The 23,660-nt window shown below is 72.6% G+C and carries 21 protein-coding genes; 11 read left to right on the top strand and 10 right to left on the bottom strand.

The window, feature by feature from the left end:
- Positions 1-10: 10 nt before the first annotated feature.
- The 3 genes from ACO1BR_RS01925 to ACO1BR_RS01935 are packed head-to-tail and all read right to left on the bottom strand — an operon-like array spanning position 11 to position 2,377.
- Positions 11-685, bottom strand: a complete 675-nt coding sequence (locus ACO1BR_RS01925) for a DedA family protein (RefSeq protein WP_426793245.1) — start codon at positions 683-685, stop codon at positions 11-13.
- Positions 678-1,580, bottom strand: coding sequence for a lysophospholipid acyltransferase family protein (locus ACO1BR_RS01930; RefSeq protein ID WP_426793246.1), 903 nt, complete (start codon positions 1,578-1,580; stop codon positions 678-680). The genes ACO1BR_RS01925 and ACO1BR_RS01930 overlap by 8 nt, the downstream gene beginning before the upstream one ends.
- Entirely contained in the window at positions 1,577-2,377 is an 801-nt protein-coding gene (locus ACO1BR_RS01935; protein WP_426793247.1) for a GNAT family N-acetyltransferase, read from the bottom strand. Before ACO1BR_RS01935 ends, ACO1BR_RS01930 begins: the two co-directional genes overlap by 4 nt.
- 362 nt (positions 2,378-2,739) lie before the next feature.
- Here ACO1BR_RS01935 and ACO1BR_RS01940 point away from each other — a divergent pair, with 362 nt between their 5' ends.
- The 6 genes from ACO1BR_RS01940 (at position 2,740) to ACO1BR_RS01965 (ending at position 8,941) form a co-directional block, all read left to right on the top strand.
- Positions 2,740-2,976: a DUF397 domain-containing protein gene (locus ACO1BR_RS01940; protein ID WP_426793335.1), complete on the top strand. Its 237-nt coding sequence runs from the start codon at positions 2,740-2,742 to the stop codon at positions 2,974-2,976.
- Between the two features lie 169 nt (positions 2,977-3,145).
- Positions 3,146-5,140, top strand: coding sequence for a hypothetical protein (locus ACO1BR_RS01945; RefSeq protein WP_426793248.1), 1,995 nt, complete (start codon positions 3,146-3,148; stop codon positions 5,138-5,140).
- 93 nt (positions 5,141-5,233) lie between these two features.
- Positions 5,234-6,142: a metal-dependent hydrolase gene (locus ACO1BR_RS01950; protein WP_426793249.1), complete on the top strand. Its 909-nt coding sequence runs from the start codon at positions 5,234-5,236 to the stop codon at positions 6,140-6,142.
- 1 nt (position 6,143) lies between these two features.
- Positions 6,144-7,382, top strand: a complete 1,239-nt coding sequence (locus ACO1BR_RS01955) for a PDR/VanB family oxidoreductase (RefSeq protein WP_426793250.1) — start codon at positions 6,144-6,146, stop codon at positions 7,380-7,382.
- A gap of 208 nt (positions 7,383-7,590) precedes the next feature.
- The gene (locus ACO1BR_RS01960) at positions 7,591-8,286 is read left to right on the top strand and encodes a TetR/AcrR family transcriptional regulator (protein WP_426793251.1); all 696 of its coding nucleotides are present in this window, start codon (positions 7,591-7,593) and stop codon (positions 8,284-8,286) included.
- Between the two features lie 145 nt (positions 8,287-8,431).
- On the top strand, positions 8,432-8,941 hold the full coding sequence (locus tag ACO1BR_RS01965) for an N-acetyltransferase family protein (protein ID WP_426793252.1): 510 nt from the start codon (positions 8,432-8,434) through the stop codon (positions 8,939-8,941).
- Between the two features lie 78 nt (positions 8,942-9,019).
- Here ACO1BR_RS01965 and pulA read toward each other — a convergent pair whose 3' ends face one another.
- Positions 9,020-11,668: a pullulanase-type alpha-1,6-glucosidase gene (gene pulA, locus ACO1BR_RS01970; RefSeq protein ID WP_426793336.1), complete on the bottom strand. Its 2,649-nt coding sequence runs from the start codon at positions 11,666-11,668 to the stop codon at positions 9,020-9,022.
- A 309-nt stretch (positions 11,669-11,977) separates the two neighbouring features.
- Here pulA and ACO1BR_RS01975 point away from each other — a divergent pair, with 309 nt between their 5' ends.
- Positions 11,978-12,844, top strand: a complete 867-nt coding sequence (locus tag ACO1BR_RS01975) for a methyltransferase domain-containing protein (RefSeq protein WP_426793253.1) — start codon at positions 11,978-11,980, stop codon at positions 12,842-12,844.
- 13 nt (positions 12,845-12,857) lie between these two features.
- Here the strand turns inward: ACO1BR_RS01975 and ACO1BR_RS01980 are convergent, their stop codons facing one another.
- Positions 12,858-13,316: an ATP-binding protein gene (locus ACO1BR_RS01980; protein WP_426793254.1), complete on the bottom strand. Its 459-nt coding sequence runs from the start codon at positions 13,314-13,316 to the stop codon at positions 12,858-12,860.
- A 157-nt stretch (positions 13,317-13,473) separates the two neighbouring features.
- Here ACO1BR_RS01980 and ACO1BR_RS01985 point away from each other — a divergent pair, with 157 nt between their 5' ends.
- Positions 13,474-14,322 (top strand): helix-turn-helix domain-containing protein, encoded by an 849-nt coding sequence (locus ACO1BR_RS01985; RefSeq protein ID WP_426793255.1) that lies wholly within the window; start codon positions 13,474-13,476, stop codon positions 14,320-14,322.
- A complete protein-coding gene (locus tag ACO1BR_RS01990) occupies positions 14,319-14,630 on the top strand; it encodes a DUF397 domain-containing protein (RefSeq protein WP_426793256.1) in 312 nt (103 codons plus the stop codon). Before ACO1BR_RS01985 ends, ACO1BR_RS01990 begins: the two co-directional genes overlap by 4 nt.
- An 11-nt stretch (positions 14,631-14,641) precedes the next feature.
- On the opposite strand, the gene ACO1BR_RS01995 is transcribed toward ACO1BR_RS01990, so the two are convergent.
- The 5 genes from ACO1BR_RS01995 to ACO1BR_RS02015 are packed head-to-tail and all read right to left on the bottom strand — an operon-like array spanning position 14,642 to position 20,438.
- The gene (locus ACO1BR_RS01995) at positions 14,642-15,667 is read right to left on the bottom strand and encodes a LacI family DNA-binding transcriptional regulator (protein ID WP_426793257.1); all 1,026 of its coding nucleotides are present in this window, start codon (positions 15,665-15,667) and stop codon (positions 14,642-14,644) included.
- A complete protein-coding gene (locus ACO1BR_RS02000) occupies positions 15,655-17,391 on the bottom strand; it encodes a glycoside hydrolase family 13 protein (RefSeq protein ID WP_426793258.1) in 1,737 nt (578 codons plus the stop codon). Before ACO1BR_RS02000 ends, ACO1BR_RS01995 begins: the two co-directional genes overlap by 13 nt.
- Before the next feature lies 1 nt (position 17,392).
- Complete coding sequence (locus ACO1BR_RS02005; RefSeq protein WP_426793259.1) at positions 17,393-18,229, bottom strand: sugar ABC transporter permease; 837 nt, start codon at positions 18,227-18,229, stop codon at positions 17,393-17,395.
- Positions 18,230-18,231: 2 nt separating this feature from the next.
- Positions 18,232-19,167: a carbohydrate ABC transporter permease gene (locus ACO1BR_RS02010; protein ID WP_426793260.1), complete on the bottom strand. Its 936-nt coding sequence runs from the start codon at positions 19,165-19,167 to the stop codon at positions 18,232-18,234.
- The gene (locus tag ACO1BR_RS02015) at positions 19,164-20,438 is read right to left on the bottom strand and encodes an extracellular solute-binding protein (RefSeq protein ID WP_426793261.1); all 1,275 of its coding nucleotides are present in this window, start codon (positions 20,436-20,438) and stop codon (positions 19,164-19,166) included. Before ACO1BR_RS02015 ends, ACO1BR_RS02010 begins: the two co-directional genes overlap by 4 nt.
- Positions 20,439-20,660: 222 nt before the next feature.
- Here ACO1BR_RS02015 and ACO1BR_RS02020 point away from each other — a divergent pair, with 222 nt between their 5' ends.
- Together ACO1BR_RS02020 and ACO1BR_RS02025 are read left to right on the top strand one after the other, a co-directional pair.
- Entirely contained in the window at positions 20,661-22,316 is a 1,656-nt protein-coding gene (locus tag ACO1BR_RS02020) for a glycoside hydrolase family 13 protein (protein ID WP_426793262.1), read from the top strand.
- 25 nt (positions 22,317-22,341) lie between these two features.
- Positions 22,342-23,505, top strand: coding sequence for a LacI family DNA-binding transcriptional regulator (locus ACO1BR_RS02025; protein WP_426793263.1), 1,164 nt, complete (start codon positions 22,342-22,344; stop codon positions 23,503-23,505).
- Positions 23,506-23,660: the final 155 nt, after the last annotated feature.

Below are 23,660 nucleotides of genomic sequence, written 5' to 3' on the forward strand. Positions count from 1 at the left end.
GTGAGGGTGCTCAGGCCCCCTCACCGCCGCCCCGCAGCAGCGGGCAGCGGCGGTGCAGCGTGGACGCCCCGACGGCCACCAGCAGCCCGACGCCGGAGGCCAGCAGCAGGCCCTTGACCGGGGAGTCGGTGAGCGCCGCGCCACCGAGGCCGCCGAGCGCCGTGCTGAACAGCGCCCAGATGCCCGCGCCCAGCGCGTCCAGGGCGACGAAGCGGCGCGGCGGGAAGCGGACGCTGCCGGTGGAGAGGGTGGCGACCACCCGTCCACCGGGGAGGAAGCGGCCGGCGACGATCAGCACGGCGGCGTGCCGTTCGACCAGGGCGCGGGCGCGCAGATGCCGGGCCCGGCCGCGTTCGCCGCGCAGCAGCAGGGCGATCGCGCGCGGGCCCGCGTAGCGGCCCACGACGTAGCCGAGGCAGTCGCCGGCCAGCGCCCCGACCGCCGCGACGCCCGCGAGCAGGGCGAGCGGCGGCAGGTCGGGGCCGATGAGCACGGCGACCAGGACGACGGTGGTCTCGCTCGGCATGAACGGGAGCAGGGCGTCCAGCCCGGCGATCAGCAGGACGGCGAGCCAGAGCCAGGGGGAGCCGAGCAGGGCGTGCAACGGGTCGGTGAGGCGGTCCAGTTGGTCGAAGAGGCTGAAGGCGAGCGGGGTCGCGGGGACGGGGGCGAACCGGTCAGGCATGCTGGCGGAGGGGCGGGCCGGTGGTCGGCGGCGGTGCCTGCGGCGCGGGCCGCGGCGGCCGGATCGCCGCCGCGGCCGGCCGTACGGTGCCGCCGCGGAGGACGGCGTGTTCGGCGCGGGCCGCCAGTTCCCTGCGGTCCAGGGCGGTGCCCGCGGTGGGCAGTGCCGGGTGGGCGGTGAGGCGTACGGCCAGTGCGCGGGCGGTCAGGACGCGGCGCAGGGAGGCCGCGAAGGTGTCGTCGCCGCAGAACGCGGCCACGGTGCTGGGCCGGCCCTGCTGGGTGTAGCTGACCGTGAGCGGGCGGACCGGTGCGCCGGCGTCCAGGGCGGCCTGGAAGGTGGCGCGGCGGAAGGCGCCCCGGTCGGCGGTGCACCAGGTGGTGGCCTGGGGGAAGACCGCCACCGAGCGGCCGGCGGCGAGCAGGTCGGACAACTCCCGTACGGTGTGCGGGAGTCTGCGGGGGCTGGTGCGGTCGATGAAGTGCGTGCCGGCCCGGCGCGCCAGGCCGCCGACGACCGGCCAGCGGCCGACCTCGCGCTTGGCGAGGAGGGTCGTGGGTTCGGCGGCGAGCAGCGCGACGATGTCGAGCCAGGAGATGTGGTTGAGGACGGTGAGGGTACCGGGGCCGCCGGCTCCCGTCCCGGCGGCCGCCAGCGCGCCGGCCCCCTCCGCCTGGATCCCCTCCGCTTCGATCCCCAGTGCCGCCAGCAGCGCCCGGGCGTGCGCGCGCAGCCGTACCGGATCCGCCAGGAGGTCGCCGTCGGCCAGCACGCGGCGCACCGCGGTGGCGAACGCGGCGGCGCGGCGGGCGGTTTCGCGGGCCGGGACGCGCGGGGCGGCGTGGCCGGCGCAGTGCGGGGTGCAGACGGACCGGACGTCCCAGGGGCCGTTCACCGGTCCCCCAGGAAGAAGCGGCGGTAGCGGTCGCCGAGGCGCTCCATGTCCAGGACGACGAAGAAGTCGGCGGTGCCGAACGCCGGGTCGTGGGCGGGGGCGCCGCCGATCCACGCGCCGATCCGGAGGTAGCCGCGCAGTAGCGGCGGGAGCTGGGCGAGCGAGGGGCGCTCGGGCAGCGGGCCGGTGGGGCGCCAGGGGCGGTGCGGGGTGACCCGGAGCCCGGCCGGGGCGGGGTAGCGGGTGAGGGCCAGCGCCCAGGCGTGGCCGGCGGCGGTGCCCCCGTCGGCGAGCGGGACGGAGGCGCAGCCGGCGAGGTAGCGGTGGCCGGAGAGCAGGGTGTAGCGGGCGAGGGCGGCCCACATCACGTTGATGACGGCGCCGCCGCGGTGGTCGGGGTGGACGCAGGAGCGGCCGGCCTCGATGAGGGAGGGGCGCAGCGATTCGAGTGCGGAGAGGTTGAACTCGCCGTCGGAGTAGAGGCGTTGGCTGCGCCCCGGGGGCAGCAGCCGGTAGGTGCCGACGACGGCGCCGGTGGGGGTGTGGGTGACGACGAGGTGGTCGGCGAGGTCGTCGACGGCGTCGATGTCGTGGCCGGGGAGGGGGGTGTCGAGGGCGGCGCCCATCTCCTCGCCGAAGACCTGGTGGCGGAGGCGCTGGGCGGCCCGGATCCGGTCGGGGGTGTCGGCGATCTCGGCGGTGTAGTCGGGAGAGGGGGCGGCGTCCGTGGCCGCGGCGTCCGCGGTGGGAGAGGTGAGTCCGGGGCTGCCGGCGGACGCGGTGGGTGCCATGCTCATCAGAGCCTCCGTAGGTGCTGCTGGTTACACCCCGTCGGGGTGTACATACCCAATGACCTGGCGTTCTCCTACACGGCAGACTGTCCCCGTGTGCGGCGGCCGAGCGCGTGAAGCCCAGGGAGCGTGCGGATGAGGCTCCGCAGAACACTGGTCGCCGCGGCTTGGGTGGCTCGGGGTCCGTCCGATGGGGCGGGGCCGGGCGGGCGGCAGCCGTGGACGCGCTGCGACCCGGTCCGCCCGACCGCCTCCGCGTCGCCAACTCCGGTGGCGGGAACCGCGGTACGGCCCGGTTGTGCGGCTGGAAGGTCGTCCGGGCGCCGCGTACGCTGACCGGCACGTTCACGAGCAAGGGGAGCAACGACATGGGCACCGCAGCCGACAAGGAATGGCTCTACGGCCTCGACATCTCCGACGCCGCCTGGCAGCGCCCGCCCGGGGAGGACCCCGACGTGGAGGCGGTGGAGATCGCGTTCCTGGAGCGCGGCGCGGTCGCGATGCGCAATTCCACGGACCCGGACGTGGTGCTGCGCTTCACCAAGGCGGAGTGGGAGGCGTTCGTCCTGGGCGCCCGGGACGGGGAGTTCGACCTCTCGCGGTGAGGCCACGGGCGTGCGGAGCCGCCCCGGTGGCCGGGGTCGCCGGGTGCCGCCCGGCGGCCCGGACCGGGGCGCGGCCCGGCCCGGGTGGCCGGGGGCAGGCGCCTCGGTCACCCGTCCGGGCGGCCCGGCACCCCGGTGACCATCACAGGATTCACTCGTTCCACGGAACGTGGAGCAGCAGCAGGCGGCAACCCCGCGTCCGGACCGCACCTCCCCCGGCAGCCCGGCGGAGGCCGGTGAGGCCATCGACGTCGAGCAGGCCGAGGCGGCGCTGGTCGAGCACTACCCCCGGCTGGCCCGGCTGGCGTATCTGGTCCTGCCGCCGGGCCCGAGCCGCGGCCGGCGGGTGCTGGCCGCACACGGAGTGGTGCAGCGGGCCCTGCCGCGGCGGCCGGGCCCCGGGTCCGGTCCCGGTCTGCCCGCCCAGCGCGACGGCGCGGCGGCGGCCGTCGACCCCGGTTACGCGCTCATGCGGCTGCGGGTACTGCGCACCGCACTCGCCGCCGGGCGGCGGCGTCTGCCGCCGGCACCGCTCCCCCAGGTCTGGGGCCTGCGGCTCTTCCCCCGCTCCGGCGGCGCCGACGAACTCGCCCTGGACCAGGCGCTGTCCGCGCTCTCCGCACCGGGCCGGGCGGCGTTCGTCCTGCGCGACCTGGAGCGGCTGACGGCGCACGAGGCGCGCCGGGTGCTGGAGGCCGCGGGGGTCGCGGACTCCCGGGCGGCTCTGGCGGAGGCCGACGGGGCGGCGGTGCCGGCCGGGAGCCGGGACCGGGCGCTGCTGGAGTCGGTGGAGTTCGACCCGTGCGCCCTCCAGGCCCGACCCACGGATCTGCTCCGGCGCCGGCAGCACGGCCGGGCGGCGCTGGCCGCGAGCGCGGCGGTGCTGGTGTGCGGGGCGCTGCTGGGGATGCCGGGCGACGGCTGGGGGCCGGACGGTGCCGCGGCGCCGCCGTACGCGGGCAATGCCGCGTCCGAAGCCGCCCTGGAACCGGGCAGGTTGGCGCTCACCCCGGCGGACGCCTGGAAGACCGCGGCGCGTCAGGACTTCGCCGCCTGGCCGGCCCGCGGCGACCGGACCGGCGACCGGGCACTGCTCCGGCGGGCGCTGGCGGTCTGGGCGCGGCCCGGGGCCGGCGTACCGGTCACGGCGACGCCCGGCACCCCGACGGGGCCCGCGGCCGGGCCGCCGCAGCTGCTGTTCGCGGGCGTGGTCGACCACGCGGTGGTGGTGCTCTTCCACGACGGCCTGCGGGCGGTGCGCTACGCCGAGGCGGCGGACGGCCAGGGGCAGGACGAGGGCTCCGGTGCGGCGCTGGACTTCGCGCGGACGGACGGCGCGGCGGCGGAGTCGGCACTCGCTCTGGTGGCGGGCCGCACCCAGGGCAACGTCCGCTATCTGACGGCCCCTTGGGTGTGGTCCGTACGGCTGGTCGATCTGCTGAAGCCGGACGCGGCGGGCGAGCCGATCCCGATCGGCCCGGACGGTCTGACCGCCCCCGTACCGACCCCGCGCGACGGGTCCGACTGCACCACGTGGCCGGCGCTGCGGGCGGTCGGCGGAACGGACGGGCAGCCGGGCGGCCCGGCGGCCGGGGAGCTGCTCACCGACCTCGGGGAGCTGACGCCGGCCCGGCTCACGTACGGGCGGCCCACCGCGCCGGGCGAGGTCTCGGGCCCGGAGGCCCGTACGGCCTGGGCGCGTACCGCCTGCCAGCTGCCCGGGGCGCGACTGCGGGGCGTACAGACCGTGAACACCTGGCGGTTCGCGCGGCAGTCGCTGCCCGGGGGTGCAGGCGAGGCGGCCTGGCTGTGCACCCGGGCGGAGACCTGGCGCGGGGCGGGCAGCCGGACGATGGCGCAGTTCCAGCCGCCCGAGCCGGCCGACCGGCGGTACGCGCCGGGCGCGGTGACGGCGCGGGCCGAGGGCGGTACGGCCTGCGGGCCGCGGGCGCCGCAGGTGCTGGCCGGGGTGCTGTGGAAGACGAAGGGGGGCGCGTGGTGGCTGCTGGCGGCGGGCAGCGACCGGGTCACGTCGATCACCGCGAGCGGCGGGGTGCGGGGGCACGCGGCGGGGCGGCTGCTGGCCCTCCCGGCGAAGCCGGACGCCCGGACGGATCTGAAGGGCGGGCTGGCGGGCGGCGGCCAGGTGGGGACGTTGCGGTGAGGTGAGCGGCGGGGGGCGGGGCGTGGGCCGCCGCTGTGAGCTTTCCGCGTCCAGGGGGTATCGACATTCCTTACCCGTCAGTACATTGACGCCATGTCTAATACGGCCCCGCTGCGGCCCCAGCCGGTCGCGTCCCAGCACACCCCGCTGAAGGCCCGGAACGTGGCCTTCGACTGGGCAGACACCCCCCTGCACTGGATCCCCGGCGATCCGTCCAGCACTCACACCATCAACGTCCTGCACCTGCTGCTGCCGGCCGGCGAGCGCTGGTTCGTGCACGTCTACAAGCAGGTGCTGCCCTACATCCGGGACGAGCGGCTCCGGGCGGACGTGATCGGGTTCATCGGCCAGGAGGCGATGCACTCGCAGGCGCACGACGACGTCCTGCCGCGCCTCAAGGCGCTGGGCCTGGACCCGACCCCGTACACCGCGCAGGTCGACTGGTTCTTCGAGAAGCTGCTCGGCGACCGGACACTGCCGCCGGGCAGGGCCCGTCAGTGGTGGCTGATGGAGCGGGTCGCCCTGATCGCCGCCATCGAGCACTACACCGCCTTCCTGGGCAACTGGGTGCTCAACGCCGAGGCGCTGGACGCCAAGGGGGCCGACCCGACGATGCTCGACCTGCTGCGCTGGCACGGCGCGGAGGAGGTCGAGCACCGCTCGGTGGCCTTCGACCTCTTCGTGCATCTGGACGGCGGCTACCGGCGGCGGGTGCGCACCTGGGCGGCGGCCTTCAGCGCCCTGATGTTCCTGTGGCAGCGCGGCACCCGGTTCTTCATGGAGAACGACCCCACGCTGATCGACGGCAGGGCCGCCGTGAAGGACTTCCTCCGGGGCGGACGGCAGGGCGTACTGCCGACCACCGGGGCGATGCTCCGCTCCATACCCCAGTACCTGAGCCGGGCGTACCACCCCTCGCAACACGGCAGCACCGAGCAGGCGATCGCCTATCTCGACCGCTCGCCCGCCGCGACCGCCGCCGCTGCCCCCGGAGGAGCCTGAGATGCCCGCCCGCTCCATCACGTCGATATCCGCACCGGTTCGCACGTCCCCGCCTCCGCGTACCCGCGCGCTCCCCCGCCTGCGCACCGTGCTGCTGGCCGCCGGGGCCGCGGTGGTCGTCCGGCGGGCGCTGCGGCGGCGGATCCGGCGGTCGCCGCTGTGGCCGCTGCCCGCCCTGGAGCAGCCGATATCGGGCCGGGGCCGGGAACGAGGCCGGGGCCGGGCGGCGCCGCTGCGGCTGCGGGTGGCCGAACGGACGGCGGCGGCCGACGGGGTGGTGGCCCTCCGCCTGGAGGGCGAGCGGCTGCCCGGCTGGGAACCGGGCGCGCACATCGACCTCGTACTGCCGTCCGGAACCGTGCGCCAGTACTCGCTGTGCGGCGAACCGGCCGACGCCGTACGGGCGGACGGCGGTGCGTACACCATCGCCACCCGGCTCATCGAGGACGGCCGGGGCGGTTCGCGCGAGGTGCACGAGACGCTCCACGAGGGCACGACGGTCGCGGTGCGCGGACCCCGCAACCGCTTCCCCCTGGACGAGTGCCACGCCTACCTCTTCATCGCGGGCGGTATCGGCATCACCCCGATCCTCCCGATGGTGCGGCACGCCGAGGCGGAGGGGATTCCGTGGCGCCTGGTGTACGCGGGACGGTCGCGGGCGTCGATGCCCTTCCTCGAAGAGCTCGAAAAGCTGGCGGGGACTGGGCAGTTGACCGGGGCCGGTGGCGGGCGGCTGACGGTGGTCGCGGAGGACACGGCGGGGCGGCCCGACCTGGCCGCGGCACTCGCCGACGCGCCCCCGCACGCCGCCGTGTACTGCTGCGGCCCCGAGCCCCTGATGGACGCGGTAGCCGAGCTGCTCCCGCACGGCCCCGAGGGGCTGAGCCTGCACATCGAACGCTTCGCCCCACGGACGGGCCCGGGGTCCGGTCCGGGGGCCGCGGACGGCCCGGGTGAAGGTGGGGGCGAAGACGTCGCGTTCGAGGTGGAGTTGCGCCGCACCGGCCGTACGGTCACGGTCCCGGCGGACACCAGCGTGCTGCGCGCCCTCCGCGAACAGGCCCTCCCGGACCTGCCCTACTCCTGCGAGCAGGGCTTCTGCGGCACCTGCCGACAGCGGGTCCTGGCCGGAGAGGTGGACCACCGCGACGAACTCCTGACGGACGCGGAACGCGAGGACTCGCTGCTGGTCTGCGTCTCGCGGTCGGCCCGGGGGGAGGGGCTGGTGCTGGACCTGTAGGGGCGGGCTCCAGATATTCCCGGCCGCAGTTTTCCCCCGCCGCAGCTTTCCCCGCCGCACGTTTTTCCCCGCCGCCCACCCCCCTTCGGGGGGTGGGCGGGTGAGGTGCGGGTGAGGTGTCGTAAGCGAACAGACCCGCGTACTGGCACGCTCCGGGACCGGATCGGTGTCCTGGTGCGGCTCGGGGCCGGGTCGTTAGGGTGAGTACATGACGACCGGGGCACGCCGCAGGATGGGCGTCGAGGAGCGGCGGGAGCAGCTCATCGCCGTCGCGCTCGGCCTGTTCAGCCACCGCTCCCCCGAGGATGTGTCGATCGACGAGATCGCCGAGGCGGCCGGGATATCCCGGCCGCTCGTCTACCACTACTTCCCGGGCAAGCAGCAGCTCTATGAGGCCGCGCTGCGGCGCGCCGCCGAGGAGCTGTCGGCCCGGTTCGTCGAGCCGCGCGAAGGGCCCCTCGGCGCCCGGCTGTTGCGCGTCATGGAGCGGTTCTTCGACTTCGTGGACGAGCACGGCCCCGGTTTCTCGGCGCTGATGCGCGGCGGTCCGGCGATCGGCTCGACCCGTACCAGCGCGCTGATCGACGGTGTGCGCCAGGCCGCCTACGAGCAGATCCTCGCCCATCTCGACGTCCGGGACGCGCCCCCGCGGCTGGAGTTGGTGATCCGCTCCTGGGTCTCGCTGGCCGAGACCACCGCGCTGCTGTGGCTGGACGGGCGGCGCGTGCCGCGCGCCGAGCTGGAGCGGCAGCTGGTGCACGACTTCGTCGCGCTGGCGGGGGTGAGCGCGGCGTACGACGAGCGGATGGCACAGGTGGTGCGCCGGATGCTGGCGGACGAGCCGCCGGACGGGATGTTCGCGGAGCTGGTGGAACGGCTGATGGAGCTACCGCAGCCGGTCTGACCCTGACCTGCGCTGGAGTGGGGGCACATGGCCGGCGGAGGGCGATTGTCGGACCCTCGGCGTAACGCCGTTGGCAGGAAGGCGAATTGAGCTGTCTCCGTTGCGCGGACGGGGGCCGGCGAGGCGGGTGCGGCACAATCCGATCATGGATGAGATCACTTACCGGGCGGCCGAGACGGAGCACGACCTGGCCGTGCTCGTCGGCCTCTACGACGGGGCCGCGCGCTGGATGGTGGACAACGGCATCGACCAGTGGAAGCCGGGTGACAAGGACGAGGCGCATTTCCGCGAGCGAATAAAGGAGGGGGAGGTCTGGCTGGCAGAAGCGGCCGGGCGGGTCGTCGGCGGCTTCGAGCTGTGGTGGCGGGACGAGCCCGCGTGGGGTGCGCAGCCCCCGGTGGCGGGGTATGTGCACCGGCTGATGGTGGACCGCGCCCACGCACCGGCGGGGGCCGGGCGGGAGTTGCTGTCGTGGGCCGAGCGGCGGATCGCGGCGGCGGGGCGTACGCGGTCGCGGCTGGACTGCGTGTCGAGCAATCCGCGGCTGCGGACGTATTACGAGGGTGCGGGCTACGAGGTCGTCGGGGAGCAGCCGTTCAAGGAGGGGAAAGGGGGGAGCAAGTACGGCGTGACGCTGTTGGAGAAGCGGCTTTGAAGCGGGGGTGGGGGCGGGCGTGCCGCCCCCACAGGTTCCCGTGAGCCACCGGCCCGCCAGCCTCTCCTCGGCGCCCGGTCAGCCCTGGCGGAAGACGGCGACCGTGCGGGCCGGGACGGTGAAGGCGCCCGAGGCGGGGGTGTAGGACGCGGTGGCCGCGACGGGGTCGGCGCCGTGGGACTGGAGGGGGTGCAGGGCGTAGGGCCGGCCCGTGAGGCCGGGAAGGGTCTGGCTCTGGCGGTGCGGGGTGGCGTTGAAGACGATCACGAGGTCGGCCAGGCGCATGGTGATCACGCCCGGGGTCTCGTCCGTGCCGGAGAGCGGGAAGGAGAGGGCGGACTGGACGCGGGCGGTGGTCGCGAGGTCGAAGGCGGGTTCGGTGGCGTGGATGCGGAGCAGGTCGCGGTAGGCGGCGGAGGTCGCGGTGATGGTGGCGCAGTCGGGACGTAGCGCCGGGTCGGCCAACAGGGGTTTGGCGTAGGGCCACTTGTCCTTGTTGTCGGCGGCCGGGGGCAGGCCGCGGCCGAAGCCGTTGGTCGCCGCGCCGCCGGGGGCGTCTGTGGCGCAGGTCCAGTGGATGGCGTTGAACCAGTCGCCGCTGTTGAAGGAGTTGCGGTCCAGGGACTTGGAGCGGAGGAGGTCGGTGCCGGCCTGGGAGAGCGCCGGGCCCTGGGAGAGCGCGGCGGTGGCCAGGGCGACGACCTGCATCCGGGCGCGGTCGGCGGCGGAGGTTCCGGGCGGGAGCTTGTAGGCCAGGGCGTCGTAGAGGGTTTCGTTGTCGTGGGCGTCGGCGTAGGCGAGGGCGTCGCCGGGCGCGGCGGCATAGCCGGCGGGGGCGCCGTTGTAGTCGACCTGGGAGCCCTTGACCCGGCGGCCGGCGGTGTCGGTGAACGTGTAGTTGGCGAGGTTGCCGGCGAGGCCGACCTTGATGAGGTCCTGGTAGTGGAGGAGCCGGGAGCGCTGGGCGGCCGGATCGCCGTTCGCGGGTGCGGAGTTGGGGTCGGTGTAGAGGCCGGAGGCGAAGCCCTGGACGCGGGGGTCGGCGTCGAAGGGGCTGCCGCCGCGGATCGCGTCGCGGGACCGGTCGTTGAAGGTGGCGATGCCGGTCCCGGCCATGTTGCGCTGGGTGGCCTGGACGAAGCGGGCGTCGTTGGCCGCCTCACCGAAGTTCCAGCCCTCGCCGTAGAGGATGATGGATCGGCCGTCCACGCCGTCGCGGGCCGGGGTCAGCGCGTCGAGGGCCTTGCGTACGGCGAGGATGTTGGCCTTGGGGTGGTGCCCCATGAGGTCGAAGCGGAAGCCGTCGACCTTGTACTGCCTGGCCCAGGTGACGACGGAGTCCACAACGAGCTTGCCCATCATGGTGTGTTCGGGCGCGGTGCCCGAGCAGCAGGTGGAGGTGGCGACGGCGCCGTCGTCGAGCAGCCGGTGGTAGTAGCCGGGGACGATGCGGTCCAGGATGGAGTGCGGGTCGTCCTGGCCGCTCGCGGCGGTGTGGTTGTAGACGACGTCCATGACGGTGCGCAGCCCGATGCCGTTCAACCCCTGCACCATGCGGCGGAATTCGACGGTCCGGGCCGTGCCGGACGGGTCGGAGGCGTACGACCCTTCGGGGACGCTGTAGTGGAGGGGGTCGTAGCCCCAGTTGTAGGCGTCGTGGGCGGCCACCTTCGCCACGCACTCCTGCTGGCGGTCGGAGTCGGCGGGCAGGGAGGGCAGGTCGCAGTCCGGCCGCTGCTGGTCGGCGCGGCGTTCGGGGACGGAGGAGAAGTCGAACGCCGGCAGCAGGTGGACGTGGGAAGTTCCCGCCTCGGCCAGGGATTTCAGGTGCCGCATGCCCGCCGAGCGGGTGTCGGTGAAGGCGAGGTACTGGCCGGGGTGGCGGGAGGTGGGGTCCTCGACGGAGAAGTCGCGGAGGTGCAGCTCCTGGATACGGGCCCGGCGCAGCGGCACCGGCGCGGGCTTGCGGAGCGTCGCCCAGCCCGCGGGGGCGAGGCGGGGATCGGCGAGGTCGACGACCAGGCTGCGGGCGGAGTCGGTGGTCAGCGCGGTGGAGTACGGGTCGGTCACCTTGTTGGTGACGGTCCGGCCGACGGCGGGTGCCCAGACGGTGACGAGGTAGCGGTACGGCTTCCCGGTCCAGGTGCGCTCGCCGCGTACGCTCCACACCCCGGTCGCGTCGTCCCGGCGCATCGGGACCGGGCGCCCGTCCAGTTCGAGCGCCACGGTACGGGCGGTCGGCGCCCAGACGGAGAGCGTGGGGCGCCCGGCGCGGAACACCGGCCCGAGGGCGGCGTGTTGGGCGCGGGTGCCGTAGAGGTCATCCAGTACGCCGGGGATCTGCACGCCGGTGGTCGCGGTCTGCTGCCCGTCCGCGGTGCGCTGGGTGGCGACAAGCCGTTCGCGCAGGGCGGCGGGGGCCAGCGCGCGATCGCGCGGGTCGACGGTGAAGGCCGGGTAGCCGGTGAGGTGCGGGTACAGGGCCCGTTCGGCCGGGGTCAGGGTGCCGGGGGAGAGCCGGATACGGCCCGGTGCCTTCCTCTGGCCGGCTTCCGGCCGCCGCGCGGGCTCGCCGAACTCCAGCTGGGCGTCGGCGTGTCGGGCGCCCTTCCAGACCACGGTGGTGCGGTCGATCCACTGCGCCGCGGCCGTGACCGGGTCGTTGGCGGAGGCGGCTCGGGCGCCCGGCTGCGGCGGCAGGACCAGAGCCGCCGCGCCGGCGAGCAGCGCGAGGAGGGCGGCCGTGCGGCGGCGGGCGCGGTACGGGGTGGAGGACATGACCCTTGGTTCTATCCATGCCACCCCGATGCTGCAAGACCTTTCGCAAGAGATTGCAACGGTGTTACGTTCCCGTAGTAGCCGGTCCGGCCGACCGGAGGTCCACCGGGTGGTGGTCCCTACGCGCCCGGCCGGTCGGACCGGTGCCAAGCGTCTTCAGGGAGAACGAGTGCGACGGTGATGCGGCGGGTTGGCGCATAGTCACCCAGGCGGCAGACGAGGTGAGTTGCCCGGACGAGAGCGGGGAATCCACCCACCATGATCAACAATCCCGAGGACACCACCGGCACCACGCCGCACCACGACGCCGCGACCCGCAGCTACTACGAGACCGGCGACGTCGACGCCTTCTACGACGCCGTGTGGGGCGGCGAGGACATCCACGTCGGCGTCTACGCCCATCCGCACGAGGCGATCGCGGACGCCTCGCACCGTACCGTCGAGCACGCGGCGGACAACGCCGCGGACCTGCTCGGCCCGCACGCGACCGTGCTCGACCTCGGCTCCGGATACGGCGGATCGGCCCGCGCGCTCGCCGAACGCTTCGGCTGCCGGGTCGTGGCCCTCGACCTCAGCGACGAACACAACCGGCGCCACCGTGCGGCCAACGCCCGGCGTGGACTGGACGGCCTGATCGAGGTCGTCACCGGCTCCCTCAACGAACTTCCCTACGAGGCGGAGCGGTTCGACGTCGTCTGGTCCCTGGAGGTCCTCAGCCATGTTCCGGACAAGGAGAGCGCGCTGGCCGAGGCCGTACGCGTGCTCAAGCCGGGCGGCGCCGTGGTCTTCTCGGACATCATGATGGCCGAGGAGACCCCGGCGGAGGCCGTGCGGCCCGCGATCTCCCGACTCTCCATGCCGAACCTGGCGACACCGTCCTTCTATCTGGAGCTGCTCTCCGGCCTCGGCCTCAAGGACGTCGAGTTCGAGGACCGCACGGCGGACATCACCACCCACTACGCACGCCTCGACGAGGAGGTCCACCGACGCGCGGCCGAACTGCGCGACGTCATCAGCCCGGCCTACGTCGACGAGTTGCTGACCAACCTGCCCCTCTGGACCGACATCACCCGCCGGGGCCTGCTGCGCTGGGGCATCTTCCACGCCCGGCGGCTGGCCGCCTGACCCGTACCGTTCCTCATCTCCTGCCCTCCGGGAGGTCCAGATCGGCTCGGACGATCTTGCCGACCGGGGGTCGGTCGAGGACGTTCCAGCAGGTGGCGAGCGCGGCGACGAGGATCAGCCCGCGGCCGGTCTCGGAGTCGGGCGCGGGCGGAGTGAGCGTCCAGGGGTCGGGTGGGCGCCGCTCCGTCCGCGTGTCGGCGACCTCGATCCGCAGGGTGCCCGGCCGGGCCGAGCCCGGCAGCTTCAGGAGCCGCAGCTCGAAGTCCCGGCCGGGCACGCGGCCATGGGTGGCCGCGTTGGCGGCGAGTTCCCCGACGATGGCGGCGGCGGTGTCCGAGACCTCGCCGCCGTACGGGAAGCCCCAGACATCGAGTTGCTGGACGGCGAGATAGCGCGCGAGACGGGCCCCGCGCGGGGTGGCGCTGAAACGCTGCGTGAACATCCGTACGGCGACGGTCGGCTGAACTGGCATGGCGCCAACGCTGCTGGTCAACAGGCTCGTACGCCAGGTACTCAGCTCGTACCCCGGAAACTGTACGAGCTGAGTACGTGGACGGGACGAGTAACCAGCCGTAACCATGGGTGACTTGCGGGGCAGTCAGTACCAGTGACATCGGGAGCACCCGACCATGGAAGACAGCAACACCGACCACCATTACGACGGCGGCGAGCCGCCCGAGCCGTCCGGCAGTCTGCGGACCTTCGGCGCCGTCTATCAAGGGTTCCGCGAGAACGCGGGATTCACGCAGGAGTCCCTGGCACCGGCGATCCGGTATTCGGCGCACTACATCGGCTCCGTCGAACAGGGCCGACGCCTCCCGTCGAAGAAGTTCATCGACCGCTCGGAGGACACGCTCCACGCGAACGGAGTGCTGCGGAAGGCGGCCAAACGGCTGTCGAGGCAGCCGGGACTGGCGCGATGGTTCCGTGAGTGGGCGGAGCTGGAGAAGCAGGCGATCAGTCTGTTCACGTACGAATGCCGGCTGGTTCCTGGCCTGTTACAGACGGAGGCGTATGCGCGGACGCTGTTCGAGAACCGCCTTCCGCTGCTGTCCGACGAGCAGGTCGAGACCCAGGTGGCCGCCCGTCTGGAGCGGCAGAATCTGCTGCGGGACCGGCCGAACACGGCGTTCAGCTTCATCATCGACGAGCATGTCTTCCGGCGCCCGACCGGCGGCGCGGACACAGTCCGGGGGCTGATCGACCACGTACTGGAGCGTACGACCCTGCGGAACGTGGATGTCCAAGTCATGCCTCTGGAGCGGGGCGTGCATGCCGGTCTGAACGGGCCGATGCGGTTGCTGGAGACCCCGGACAACCAGTGGTTCGGCTACTGCGAAGGGCAGGAAAGCAGCCAGTTCCTTTCCGACCCGCAGACGATCAGTACGCTCCATATGCGCTATGCGAAACTGCTTTCGCAGGCTCTCACCCCCGAAGACACCCGGGGTCTGCTGACGAGGATGCGAGAAGCGCTATGACGACCACCCCTGAACTGAGCTGGTTCAAGAGCAGCTACAGCGGCGACTCCGGCGACAGCTGCGTAGAAGTCGCGCTCTCCTGGCGCAAGTCCAGCTACAGCGGCGATGATTCCGGAGACTGCGTAGAAGTCGCCGTCTCGTGGCACAAGTCCAGCTACAGCAGCGGCGGTGACGGCGACTGCATAGAAATCGCCACCTGCCCCACCACCGTCCACATCAGGGATTCCAAGGACCAGGACGGCCCGCAGCTCGCCGTCCCGGCCGGTTCCTGGGCGGCGTTCGTCTCGTACGCCGCCCAGGATGCCTGACCCGCGGTCACTCACCCCCACCGCGGGCCGGTAGACCCCCGTACGACCAATTCCGGCTGGAAGACGAACTCGGTGCGCTGGACGGGGTTTCCCTGGATCTCCTCGATGAGCGCGCCGACCGCGGCGGTCGCCATGGCCTGTACCGGCTGCCGCACCGTGGTCAGCGGTGGGTCGGTGAAGGCGATCAGCTGGGAGTCGTCGAAGCCGACGACGGAGAGGTGGTCGGGAACCTCAAGTCCCCTTTGGCGGGCGGCGCGTACCACGCCCAGCGCCATGAGGTCGCTGCCGCAGACGATGCCGGTGCAGCCCTCGTCGAGCAGCGCGGCGGCAGCCGCATGGCCGCCCTCGACGCTGAACAGGGTGTGGCGGACGAGCCGTTCGGCCTGCCCCCTCGACAGGCCGAACGACTCCCCCAGCGCGGCGGCGAAGCCCTCCGCCTTGCGGCGGGAGGGCACGTAGCGGGCCGGGCCGACCGCCAGGCCGATGCGCTCATGGCCCAGTTCGGCGAGATGGCGTACGGCCATACGGGCCGCGGCCCCGTCGTCCGGTGAGACGAAGGGCGCGTCGATGCGGTCGTTGTAGCCGTTGATCAGGACGTAGGGCACACCGCGGGAGGTCAGGCGGGCGTAGCGGGACGGGTCGGCGGCGGTGTCGGCGTGCAGGCCGGACAGGAAGACGATGCCGGTGACGCCGCGCTCCTCCAGTTGCTCGACGAGTTCGTCCTCGGTGGCGCCGCCGGGCATCTGGGTGCAGAGCACCGGCGTGTAGCCGTGGCCGGCCAAGGACTGCTCGATGATCTGGGCGAAGGCCGGGAAGATCGGGTTGGTCAGCTCCGGGATGACCAGGCCGACGAGACCCGCACTCCGCCGTTTCAGGCGTACCGGGCGTTCGTAGCCGAGGACGTCGAGCGCGGCGAGCACCCGCTGCCGGGTGCCCGCCGCGACGCCCGCCTTGCCGTTCAGGACGCGGCTGGCGGTGGCTTCGCTGACCTGTGCTTGGGCGGCGATGTCCGAGAGGCGCGGGGTCACTCCGCCCACCAGATCGTGGCCTCGGCGGGAATTTCACGAATTTCGGAAACTTCGAGATTTTCGGGAACGTCCAACCCGCCGCGGGCGTTGGACGGTTGACGGGAGGAGGAGAGGGCCGCGAGGGCGGACCAAGTGGAGGCGGCAGGGGCCGCGGGGACGAACGGAGTGCGGGAGGAGAGGAGGAGCCGGACGGGGGGCAGCGTCAGCCGTATCGCCTCACCGGTGGTGTTCACCGTGCAGAGGAGGCCGCCGGGGCGCCGGAAGGCCAGGACGCCGGCGGGGGCGTCCAGCCACTCGACCGAGTCGCCGGCACCGAGGCCGGGGTGGCTGCGGCGCACCGCCAGTGCGCTGCGGTACAGCTCCAGGGTGGAGTCCGGGTCGCCGGTCTGGGACTCAGCGGTGAGGGCGGCCCAGTCCGCGGGCTGGGGCAGCCAGCTGCCGCCGTCGCCGAAGCCGTACGGGGGCGCCGTGCCGCTCCAGGGGATCGGCACGCGGCAGCCGTCGCGGAGGCCGTCCTGTCCGCTGGCGCGGAAGAAGGACGGGTCCTGGCGGACCTCGTCGGGCAGGTCGGTGACTTCGGGCAGGCCCAGTTCCTCGCCCTGGTAGAGGTACGCGGATCCGGGTAGCGCCAGCATCAGGAGGGTGGCGGCGCGGGCGCGGGCCAGGCCGCCGCCGAGGCGGGTGCGGTGGCGGACGACGTCGTGGTTGGACAGGACCCAGGTGGTGGGCGCGCCCACGGGGCGCATGGCGGCGAGGGAGGAGTCGATGGCGTCGCGGAGCGCTTCCGCGTCCCAACCGGTGTTCAGGTAGTGGAAGTTGAAGCCCTGGTGGAGTTCGTCGGGGCGGACGTAGCGGGCGAGGCGTTCGACGCTGGGGGCCCAGGCTTCGGCGACGCCGATCCGCTCCCCCGCGTACTCGTCCAGGACCGTGCGCCAGGAGCGGTAGATGTCGTGGACGCCGTCCTGGTCGAAGAAGGGGAGGACCTGTGAGCCGATCAGGCGGGCCTGTTCGCCGCGGCCGATGTCGGGGAGGCCGGGGGCCTTGACCATGCCGTGGGCGACGTCGATCCGGAAGCCGTCGACGCCGAGGTCGAGCCAGAAGCGGAGGATGGAGCGGAACTCGTCCTGGACGGCGGGGTGTTCCCAGTTGAAGTCGGGCTGTTCGGGGGCGAAGAGATGGAGGTACCACTCGCCGTCGGGGAGGCGGGTCCAGGCGGGGCCGCCGAAGATGGACTCCCAGTCGTTGGGCGGCAGTTCGCCGTTGGCACCGCGGCCCTTGCGGAAGTGGAAGCGCTCGCGCAGCACCGAGCCGGGGCCCTCGGCGAGCGCGCGGCGGAACCATTCGTGCTGGTCGGAGCAGTGGTTGGGGACGATGTCGGTGATGATGCGGAGGCCCAGGTGATGTGCTTCGCGGATGACGGCCTCGGCGTCCTTGAGGGTGCCGAACATCGGGTCGGTGGCGCGGTAGTCGGCGACGTCGTAGCCGGCGTCGGCCTGCGGGGAGGCGTAGAAGGGGCTGAGCCAGACCGCGTCCACGCCCAGGTCGCGAAGGTGCGGCAGCCGGCTGCGGATGCCCTGGAGGTCGCCCATGCCGTCGCCGTTTCCGTCGGCGAAGCTGCGCGGATAGACCTGGTAGATCACGGCGTCCCGCCACCAGTCGGCGGTGGCGGCGGTGCCGGGAGCGGTGTTCCCCCTGGTGGCGGGCTCAGGAGTGACGTTGTGCTGTCGGGTCATGTCATCCCTTGGTGGTGCCGGCGGTCAGTCCGGCTACGAGGTGGCGCTGGGCGAAGGCGAAGACGAGCGCGGCCGGTACGGCGATGATCACGGCGGCGGCGGTCATCGAACCCCAGTCGTTGGTGTACTGGTTGACGAAGGTCTGCAGGCCCCCGGCGAGCGTCAGGTTCTCCTCGCCGGTCATGAAGGCGGAGGCGTAGGCGACCTCGGCCCAGGCGGTGACGAAGGTGTAGAAGCCGGTGACGGCGAGGCCGGGGCGGGCGAGCGGGAGGACCAGGCGCCAGAAGGTGCCGAACGGGTTGAGGCCGTCGACGCGGCCCGCCTCGTCGATCTCCACCGGGATGGTGTCGAAGAAGCCCTTCATCATCCAGGCGCAGAAGGGCACGGCGATGGTCAGGTAGGTGACGACCAGTCCGGCGGGCTGGTTGAGCAGGCCGAGGGAGGCGAGGAGGTTGTAGAGCGGCACGATCAGCACCGCCACCGGGAACATCTGGGTGATCAGCAGCAGCCACATCAGCGGGCGCATCCCGGGGAAGCGGAAGCGGCTGACGGCGTAGCCGGTGGTGGCGGCGATGAAGACGCCGAGGACGATGGTCAGCCCGACGATGATCACGGAGTTCTTGAACCAGCTCAGGAATTCCGTATCCGCCACCACGTGCGTGTAGTTGGCGAGCGTGAAGTGGCTGACGAGGCTGGTGGAGAAGGCGTCGTTCCTCGGTTTGAAGGAGGTGATCAGCAGCCAGAGGGGCGGGAAGACCGCGACGGCGGCGGCGAGCGCCAGGGCGGTGTGCAGCCCGGCGGAGGCCAGCCAGTGCCGTTCGTTGCGTCGACGGGCCATGGTCACCACACCTCTCCCTGCTTGCGCAGCGCCCGGCGGTAGACGACCGCGACGACCGAGAGCAGCGCCAGGATCAGTACGCCCCAGGCGGCGGAGCCGGAGAAGTCGCGGGGGCTGTCGACGAAGGAGAGGCGGTAGGCGTAGGTCACCAGGATCTCGGTGGCGTCGCCGGGGCCGCCCCTGGTGAGCAGGAAGATCACCGGGAACATGTTGAAGGTCCAGATGGTGGAGAGCAGGATCACGGTGCCGCTGACCGCGCGCAGTCCGGGCACGGTGATGTGGCGGAAGCGCTGCCAGGGCCCGGCGCCGTCCATCTCGGCGGCCTCGTAGAGCTCGCCGGGGATGGACTGGAGTCCGCCGAGCAGCGCGACGAGCATGAAGGGCACGCCCAGCCAGACGTTGACGGCGATGACGGAGAGCTTGGCCCAGGTCGTGTCGTTGAGCCAGGGGACGGCGTCGATGCCGCCGCCGGCCAGCAGCTTGTTGAGGATGCCGTTCTTCTCGTTGTAGAGCATCCGCCAGGTGAAGACGGAGATGAAGGCGGGGACGGCCCAGGGGAGGATCAGCGCGAGGCGGTAGAAGGTACGGCCGCGCAGCGTCCGGTTGAGCATCGTGGCGAGCGTGAGCCCGATCAGGAAGGTGAGCGAGACGCAGGCCACGGTCCACACCACGGTCCAGCCCAGGCGGTTCCAGAAGACGCCGTCGGAGAGGATGGCCCGGTAGTTGTCAAGGCCGACGAAGTGGTAGGTGGCGGGGATGTGGTTCATGCCGATCGAGCGCTCGACATTGGCCTCGTTGGCGTCGGTCAGGGAGAGGTAGCCGCCGCGGACGAGGGGGTAGCCGATGATGACGCCGATGACGAGGACGACCGGGGCGACCATCGCCCAGGCGTACCAGTGCGTGCCGAGCGCACGGCGGGCCCTTACAGCAAGCGTCACTTGTAGTCCTTGAGGAGCTTGCGGTAGGCGTCACCGGTGGCCTTGGCGGCCTGTTCGGGGGTGGCGGCGCCGGTGAGCACCTTGTTCATCTGGACCTTGACCGGCTCGAAGAGGGAGTTGCCCTGGGCGATCCAGGGGCGCTGGACGGCGCCGTCGACGGCGGGCTTGAAGAACCCGACCATCTCGTTCTGCTTGACGGCCGGGACGTCGTAGACCGACGTGCGGGTGGGCAGCAGGCTGAGCTTGTCGGTGGTCTCCTGCTGGACCTTCGCGGAGCTCATGTACTGCACGAAGGCGTAGGCGGCCGACAGGTTCTTGCTGCCGGCGTAGACGGAGAGGTCCCAGCCGCCCTGCGGGGAGCCGTGTGCGGTGCTGCCGCCGGGGACGGGGGCGACGCCGAGGTTGCTCTTGTCCTGGAAGGCTTTGCCGGCGCGGGCGCCCTCGATGTCCCAGGGGCCGTCGATCGCCATCGCGACGGTGCCGTCCTTGAGGGCCTTGAGCTGGTTCTCCTGCCCGTCGGTGGCGTCGGTGACGGCGGCCTTGGAGTCGACGAGGCTCTTGATGGTGCGGAACGCCCGGACCCCGGCGGCGTTGTCGATCTTGATCGTCTTGCTGTGCGCGTCGACCATGTCGCCGCCCTCGCCGTAGAGGTAGGGCAGGAACCAGTAGGGGTCGTCACCGCGCAGGTAGAGGGCGGTGGCGCCGGTCTTCTCCTTGATCTTCGGTGCGGCGGCGGCCAGTTCGGCGAAGGTCTTGGGGACGGGGACGCCGGCGTCCTTGAGGAGCTTCTTGTTGTAGAAGAGGCCCAGGGTGTCGATGACCTGGGGCGCGGCATAGCTCTTGCCGTTGAACTTCGTGGAGCTGACGGCCTGCGGGAGGTAGTCGGCGGTCTTGTCGAGGGCGGGGGTGCCGTCGAGCGGGGCCAGGTAGCCGAGGCTGGCGAAGTCGGCGACCCAGGCGACATCGGTGCGCATCACGTCGGGGGCGCCCGCACCGCCGCCGGCGGCGTTCTTGAACTTGGCGTTGGCGTCGCCGAAGGGGACGTTCACATAGGTGACGTGGACCTTGGGGTGCTCCTTCTGGAAACCCTCGGCCAGCTTCTGGTAGGTGGCCTTCTCGGCATCGTTGGAGGTGTCCCAGAAGGTAACGGTTCCGGACAGTTCACCGCCCGCGCCGCCGCCGTTGCCACCCCCGCCTCCGCACGCCGTCGCCGCCAGTGCCAGGCCCGCTACCAGCGCGGTGGCGAGAGCGCCACGTATGCCACGCCGCATGTGAACTCCTTAGGAAAAGCCTCAGTTGGCGGTCTGGAACGTAACAGTGCCGAAAACAAACCGAAAGATGTTGCGGGAACTTTCTGCAAGAAGGGTGGAAGACTTTGCACTGCGATGGCCGGAACGGGACCCCCCGTGGCCCCCTCCCCCCGTCACCCGCCGCCCGCCCGAGCGTTGACTCCGTGGAAGCACCTTCGCCTCTTGACCTGACAGGGACGGCAGATGACCCAGGAGCTCACTTCCCCCAGCCCCGCCCCCCAGGCCGCCGGACCGAGCCGAGGTCCTCGATGGTGGCGCGACGCCGTCATCTACCAGGTCTACGTCCGCTCCTTCGCCGACAGCGACGGCGACGGCGTCGGCGATCTGCGCGGGGTGCGCGAACGGCTGCCGTATCTGCGGGACCTGGGCGTGGACGCCGTCTGGCTCACCCCGTTCTACGCCTCCCCGCAGGCCGACGGCGGCTACGACGTCGCCGACTACCGCGCCGTCGACCCGCTCTTCGGCAGCCTCCAGGACGCCGGCGACCTGATCGACGCCGCCCATGCGCTGGGCCTGCGGGTGATCGTCGACATCGTCCCCAACCACACCTCCGACCGGCACCCGTGGTTCCGGGACCCCGAGCTCGCCCGGCAGCGCTACGTCTTCCGGACCGGCAAGGGCGAACGGGGCGAACTCCCGCCCAACGACTGGGAGTCGGTCTTCGGCGGCCCGGCCTGGACCCGTACCGAACGCGGCGACTGGTACCTGCACCTCTTCGCCCCCGAGCAGCCCGATCTCGACTGGGACCGCCCGGAGGTGCACGAGGAGTTCGCCGCCATCATGCGCTTCTGGCTCGACCTCGGCGTGGACGGCTTCCGGATCGACGTCGCCCACGGCATGGTCAAGGCCCCCGGCCTCCCCGACATCGGCCGCGGCGAACAGGCCCGCCTGATCGGCTCACAGGTCCTCCCCTTCTTCGACCAGGACGGCGTCCACGCCATCCACCGCACCTGGCGCCGGCTGCTGGACGACTACCCGGGCGAGCGGATCGGCGTCGCCGAAGCCTGGGCCCCCAGCGTCGAACGCCTCGCCCTCTACGTCCGCCCCGACGAACTCCATCAGGCGTTCAACTTCCAGTTCCTGAACACCGGTTGGGACGCCGGGGCGCTGCGCCAGGTCATCGACGCCTCGCTCGCCGCGACCGCCTCGGTCGGCGCACCCACCACCTGGGTCCTGTCCAACCACGACGTCGTCCGCCACACCACCCGGCTCGGCGGCGGCCTCGCCCGCGCCCGCGCCGCCACCCTCCTGATGCTGGCCCTGCCCGGCTCCGCCTACCTCTACCAGGGCGAGGAACTGGGCCTGCCCGAAGTCACCGACCTGCCCGACGAGGTCCGCCAGGACCCGGCGTTCTTCCGCGGCGGCCGCGCCGCGGGCGACGGGCCGGGAGCCGACGGGCCGGGAGCCGACGGCTGCTCCGGGGCCAGCGGACAGGACGGCTTCCGCGACGGCTGCCGGGTGCCGCTCCCCTGGTCCGGCGAACAACCGCCGTACGGCTTCAGCCACGGCAGCAGCTGGCTGCCGCAGCCCGCCGACTGGCACCGTTTCAGCGTCGCGGCGCAGACCGGCGACCCGTCCTCCACCCTGGAGCTGTACCGCACCGCGCTGGACCTGCGCCGCCGTCTGCCGGGGCTGGGCGACGGGGAGATGAGCTGGCGGCCGGCCCCCGAGGGCGTGCTGGCGTTCACCCGAGCCGGGATGCTGTGCACGGTCAACACCCTGGGCCGGGACGCCGAACTCCCGCTGCCCGGCGAACTGCTGCTCTCCAGCGCCCCGGTGGCCCTGGACGACGGTTCCGCGGTGGTCCCGGGGGACAGCTGCACCTGGTGGGCAATCTGACATGCGACCGGTACAGTCCCGTTCCATGACCGCCCGGCTGGCCGATATCGCAGCGCAGGCGGGTGTCAGCGAGGCCACCGTCAGCCGGGTTCTCAACGGGAAGCCCGGCGTCTCCGCCACCACCCGCCAGTCCGTGCTGGCCGCCCTCGACGTGCTGGGCTACGAGCGCCCGGTGCGGCTGCGGCAGCGCAGCGCGGGCCTGGTCGGGTTGATCACCCCGGAGCTGGAGAACCCCATCTTCCCGGCCTTCGCCCAGGTCATCGGGCAGGCCCTGACCCGCCAGGGCTACACCCCCGTACTGGCCACCCAGACACCCGGCGGCTCCACCGAGGACGAGCTGACCGAGATGCTGGTGGACCGCGGGGTGGCCGGCATCATCTTCGTCTCCGGGCTGCACGCGGACACCTCCGCCGACATGACGCGCTATGAGCGGCTGCGCGGCCAGGGCGTGCCGTTCGTCCTCATCAACGGCTTCTCCGACAAGGTGCAGGCGCCGTTCGTCTCCCCCGACGACCGCGCCGCGGTGCAGCTGGCCGTCACGCATCTGACCGCGCTGGGGCACCGGCGGATCGGGCTGGCGCTCGGCCCCAAGCGGTTCGTACCGGTCCAGCGGAAGATCGAGGGGTTCCTCCGCTGCATGCGGGAGCAACTGGACCTGGGGCCGGCCGCGGCGGAGCCGTTCATCCAGCACTCCCTCTACACCCTGGAGGGCGGCCAGGCCGCGGCGGGCGCACTGATCGAGCGGGGCGCCACGGCCATCGTCTGCGCCAGCGACATGATGGCGCTGGGGGCGATCCGGGCGGCCCGGCAACGCGGGCTGGACGTCCCGCGGGAGATCTCCGTGGTCGGCTTCGACGACTCCCCGCTGATCGCCTTCACCGACCCGCCGCTGACCACCATCCGCCAGCCGGTGCCGGCGATGGGCCAGGCCGCGGTGCGCGCCCTGCTGGAGGAGATCGGGGGCACTCCGGCACCGCACAGCGAGTTCGTCTTCCATCCCGAGCTGGTGGTGCGCGGTTCGACGGCGTCCGCCCCGAAGGCTTCATCGGTGACGCCGGTGCCACCGACGCCATCGACGCCGTCGCCGGTGCCGGCAAAACCGGCATCGCCGACAAAGGCGGCGAAGAGCGCAAAGCCGACAAAGCACTCCAAGGTGGCGAAGATCCCCCGGCCGTCGCGGGGCGGTTAGGGGCTGACCGGCGGGGCGGCCGGGGCTCCTGAGGTGACCTGCCGATGACCGGCGGGTTTGCGTGAGGTGTCCCGGGGGGACCCCTAGGGGGAACCCTGATCCTCCCCCGGAGGGATCCGGGGGGTCGCATACCCGACCCGGGGATGATCGGCGAC

It is taken from the genome of Streptomyces sp. YGL11-2 (assembly GCF_050054615.1).
Lineage (GTDB): Bacteria > Actinomycetota > Actinomycetes > Streptomycetales > Streptomycetaceae > Streptomyces.

Coding starts and splice junctions, on each gene's coding strand:
- ACO1BR_RS01925 (WP_426793245.1), bottom strand. CDS start 685: ATGCCTGACCGGTTCGCCCCCGTCCCCGCGACCCCGCTCGCCTTCAGC.
- ACO1BR_RS01935 (WP_426793247.1), bottom strand. CDS start 2,377: ATGAGCATGGCACCCACCGCGTCCGCCGGCAGCCCCGGACTCACCTCT.
- ACO1BR_RS01940 (WP_426793335.1), top strand. CDS start 2,740: ATGGGCACCGCAGCCGACAAGGAATGGCTCTACGGCCTCGACATCTCC.
- ACO1BR_RS01950 (WP_426793249.1), top strand. CDS start 5,234: ATGTCTAATACGGCCCCGCTGCGGCCCCAGCCGGTCGCGTCCCAGCAC.
- ACO1BR_RS01955 (WP_426793250.1), top strand. CDS start 6,144: ATGCCCGCCCGCTCCATCACGTCGATATCCGCACCGGTTCGCACGTCC.
- ACO1BR_RS01960 (WP_426793251.1), top strand. CDS start 7,591: ATGACGACCGGGGCACGCCGCAGGATGGGCGTCGAGGAGCGGCGGGAG.
- ACO1BR_RS01965 (WP_426793252.1), top strand. CDS start 8,432: ATGGATGAGATCACTTACCGGGCGGCCGAGACGGAGCACGACCTGGCC.
- ACO1BR_RS01975 (WP_426793253.1), top strand. CDS start 11,978: ATGATCAACAATCCCGAGGACACCACCGGCACCACGCCGCACCACGAC.
- ACO1BR_RS01980 (WP_426793254.1), bottom strand. CDS start 13,316: ATGCCAGTTCAGCCGACCGTCGCCGTACGGATGTTCACGCAGCGTTTC.
- ACO1BR_RS01985 (WP_426793255.1), top strand. CDS start 13,474: ATGGAAGACAGCAACACCGACCACCATTACGACGGCGGCGAGCCGCCC.
- ACO1BR_RS01990 (WP_426793256.1), top strand. CDS start 14,319: ATGACGACCACCCCTGAACTGAGCTGGTTCAAGAGCAGCTACAGCGGC.
- ACO1BR_RS02000 (WP_426793258.1), bottom strand. CDS start 17,391: ATGACCCGACAGCACAACGTCACTCCTGAGCCCGCCACCAGGGGGAAC.
- ACO1BR_RS02005 (WP_426793259.1), bottom strand. CDS start 18,229: ATGGCCCGTCGACGCAACGAACGGCACTGGCTGGCCTCCGCCGGGCTG.
- ACO1BR_RS02015 (WP_426793261.1), bottom strand. CDS start 20,438: ATGCGGCGTGGCATACGTGGCGCTCTCGCCACCGCGCTGGTAGCGGGC.
- ACO1BR_RS02020 (WP_426793262.1), top strand. CDS start 20,661: ATGACCCAGGAGCTCACTTCCCCCAGCCCCGCCCCCCAGGCCGCCGGA.
- ACO1BR_RS02025 (WP_426793263.1), top strand. CDS start 22,342: ATGACCGCCCGGCTGGCCGATATCGCAGCGCAGGCGGGTGTCAGCGAG.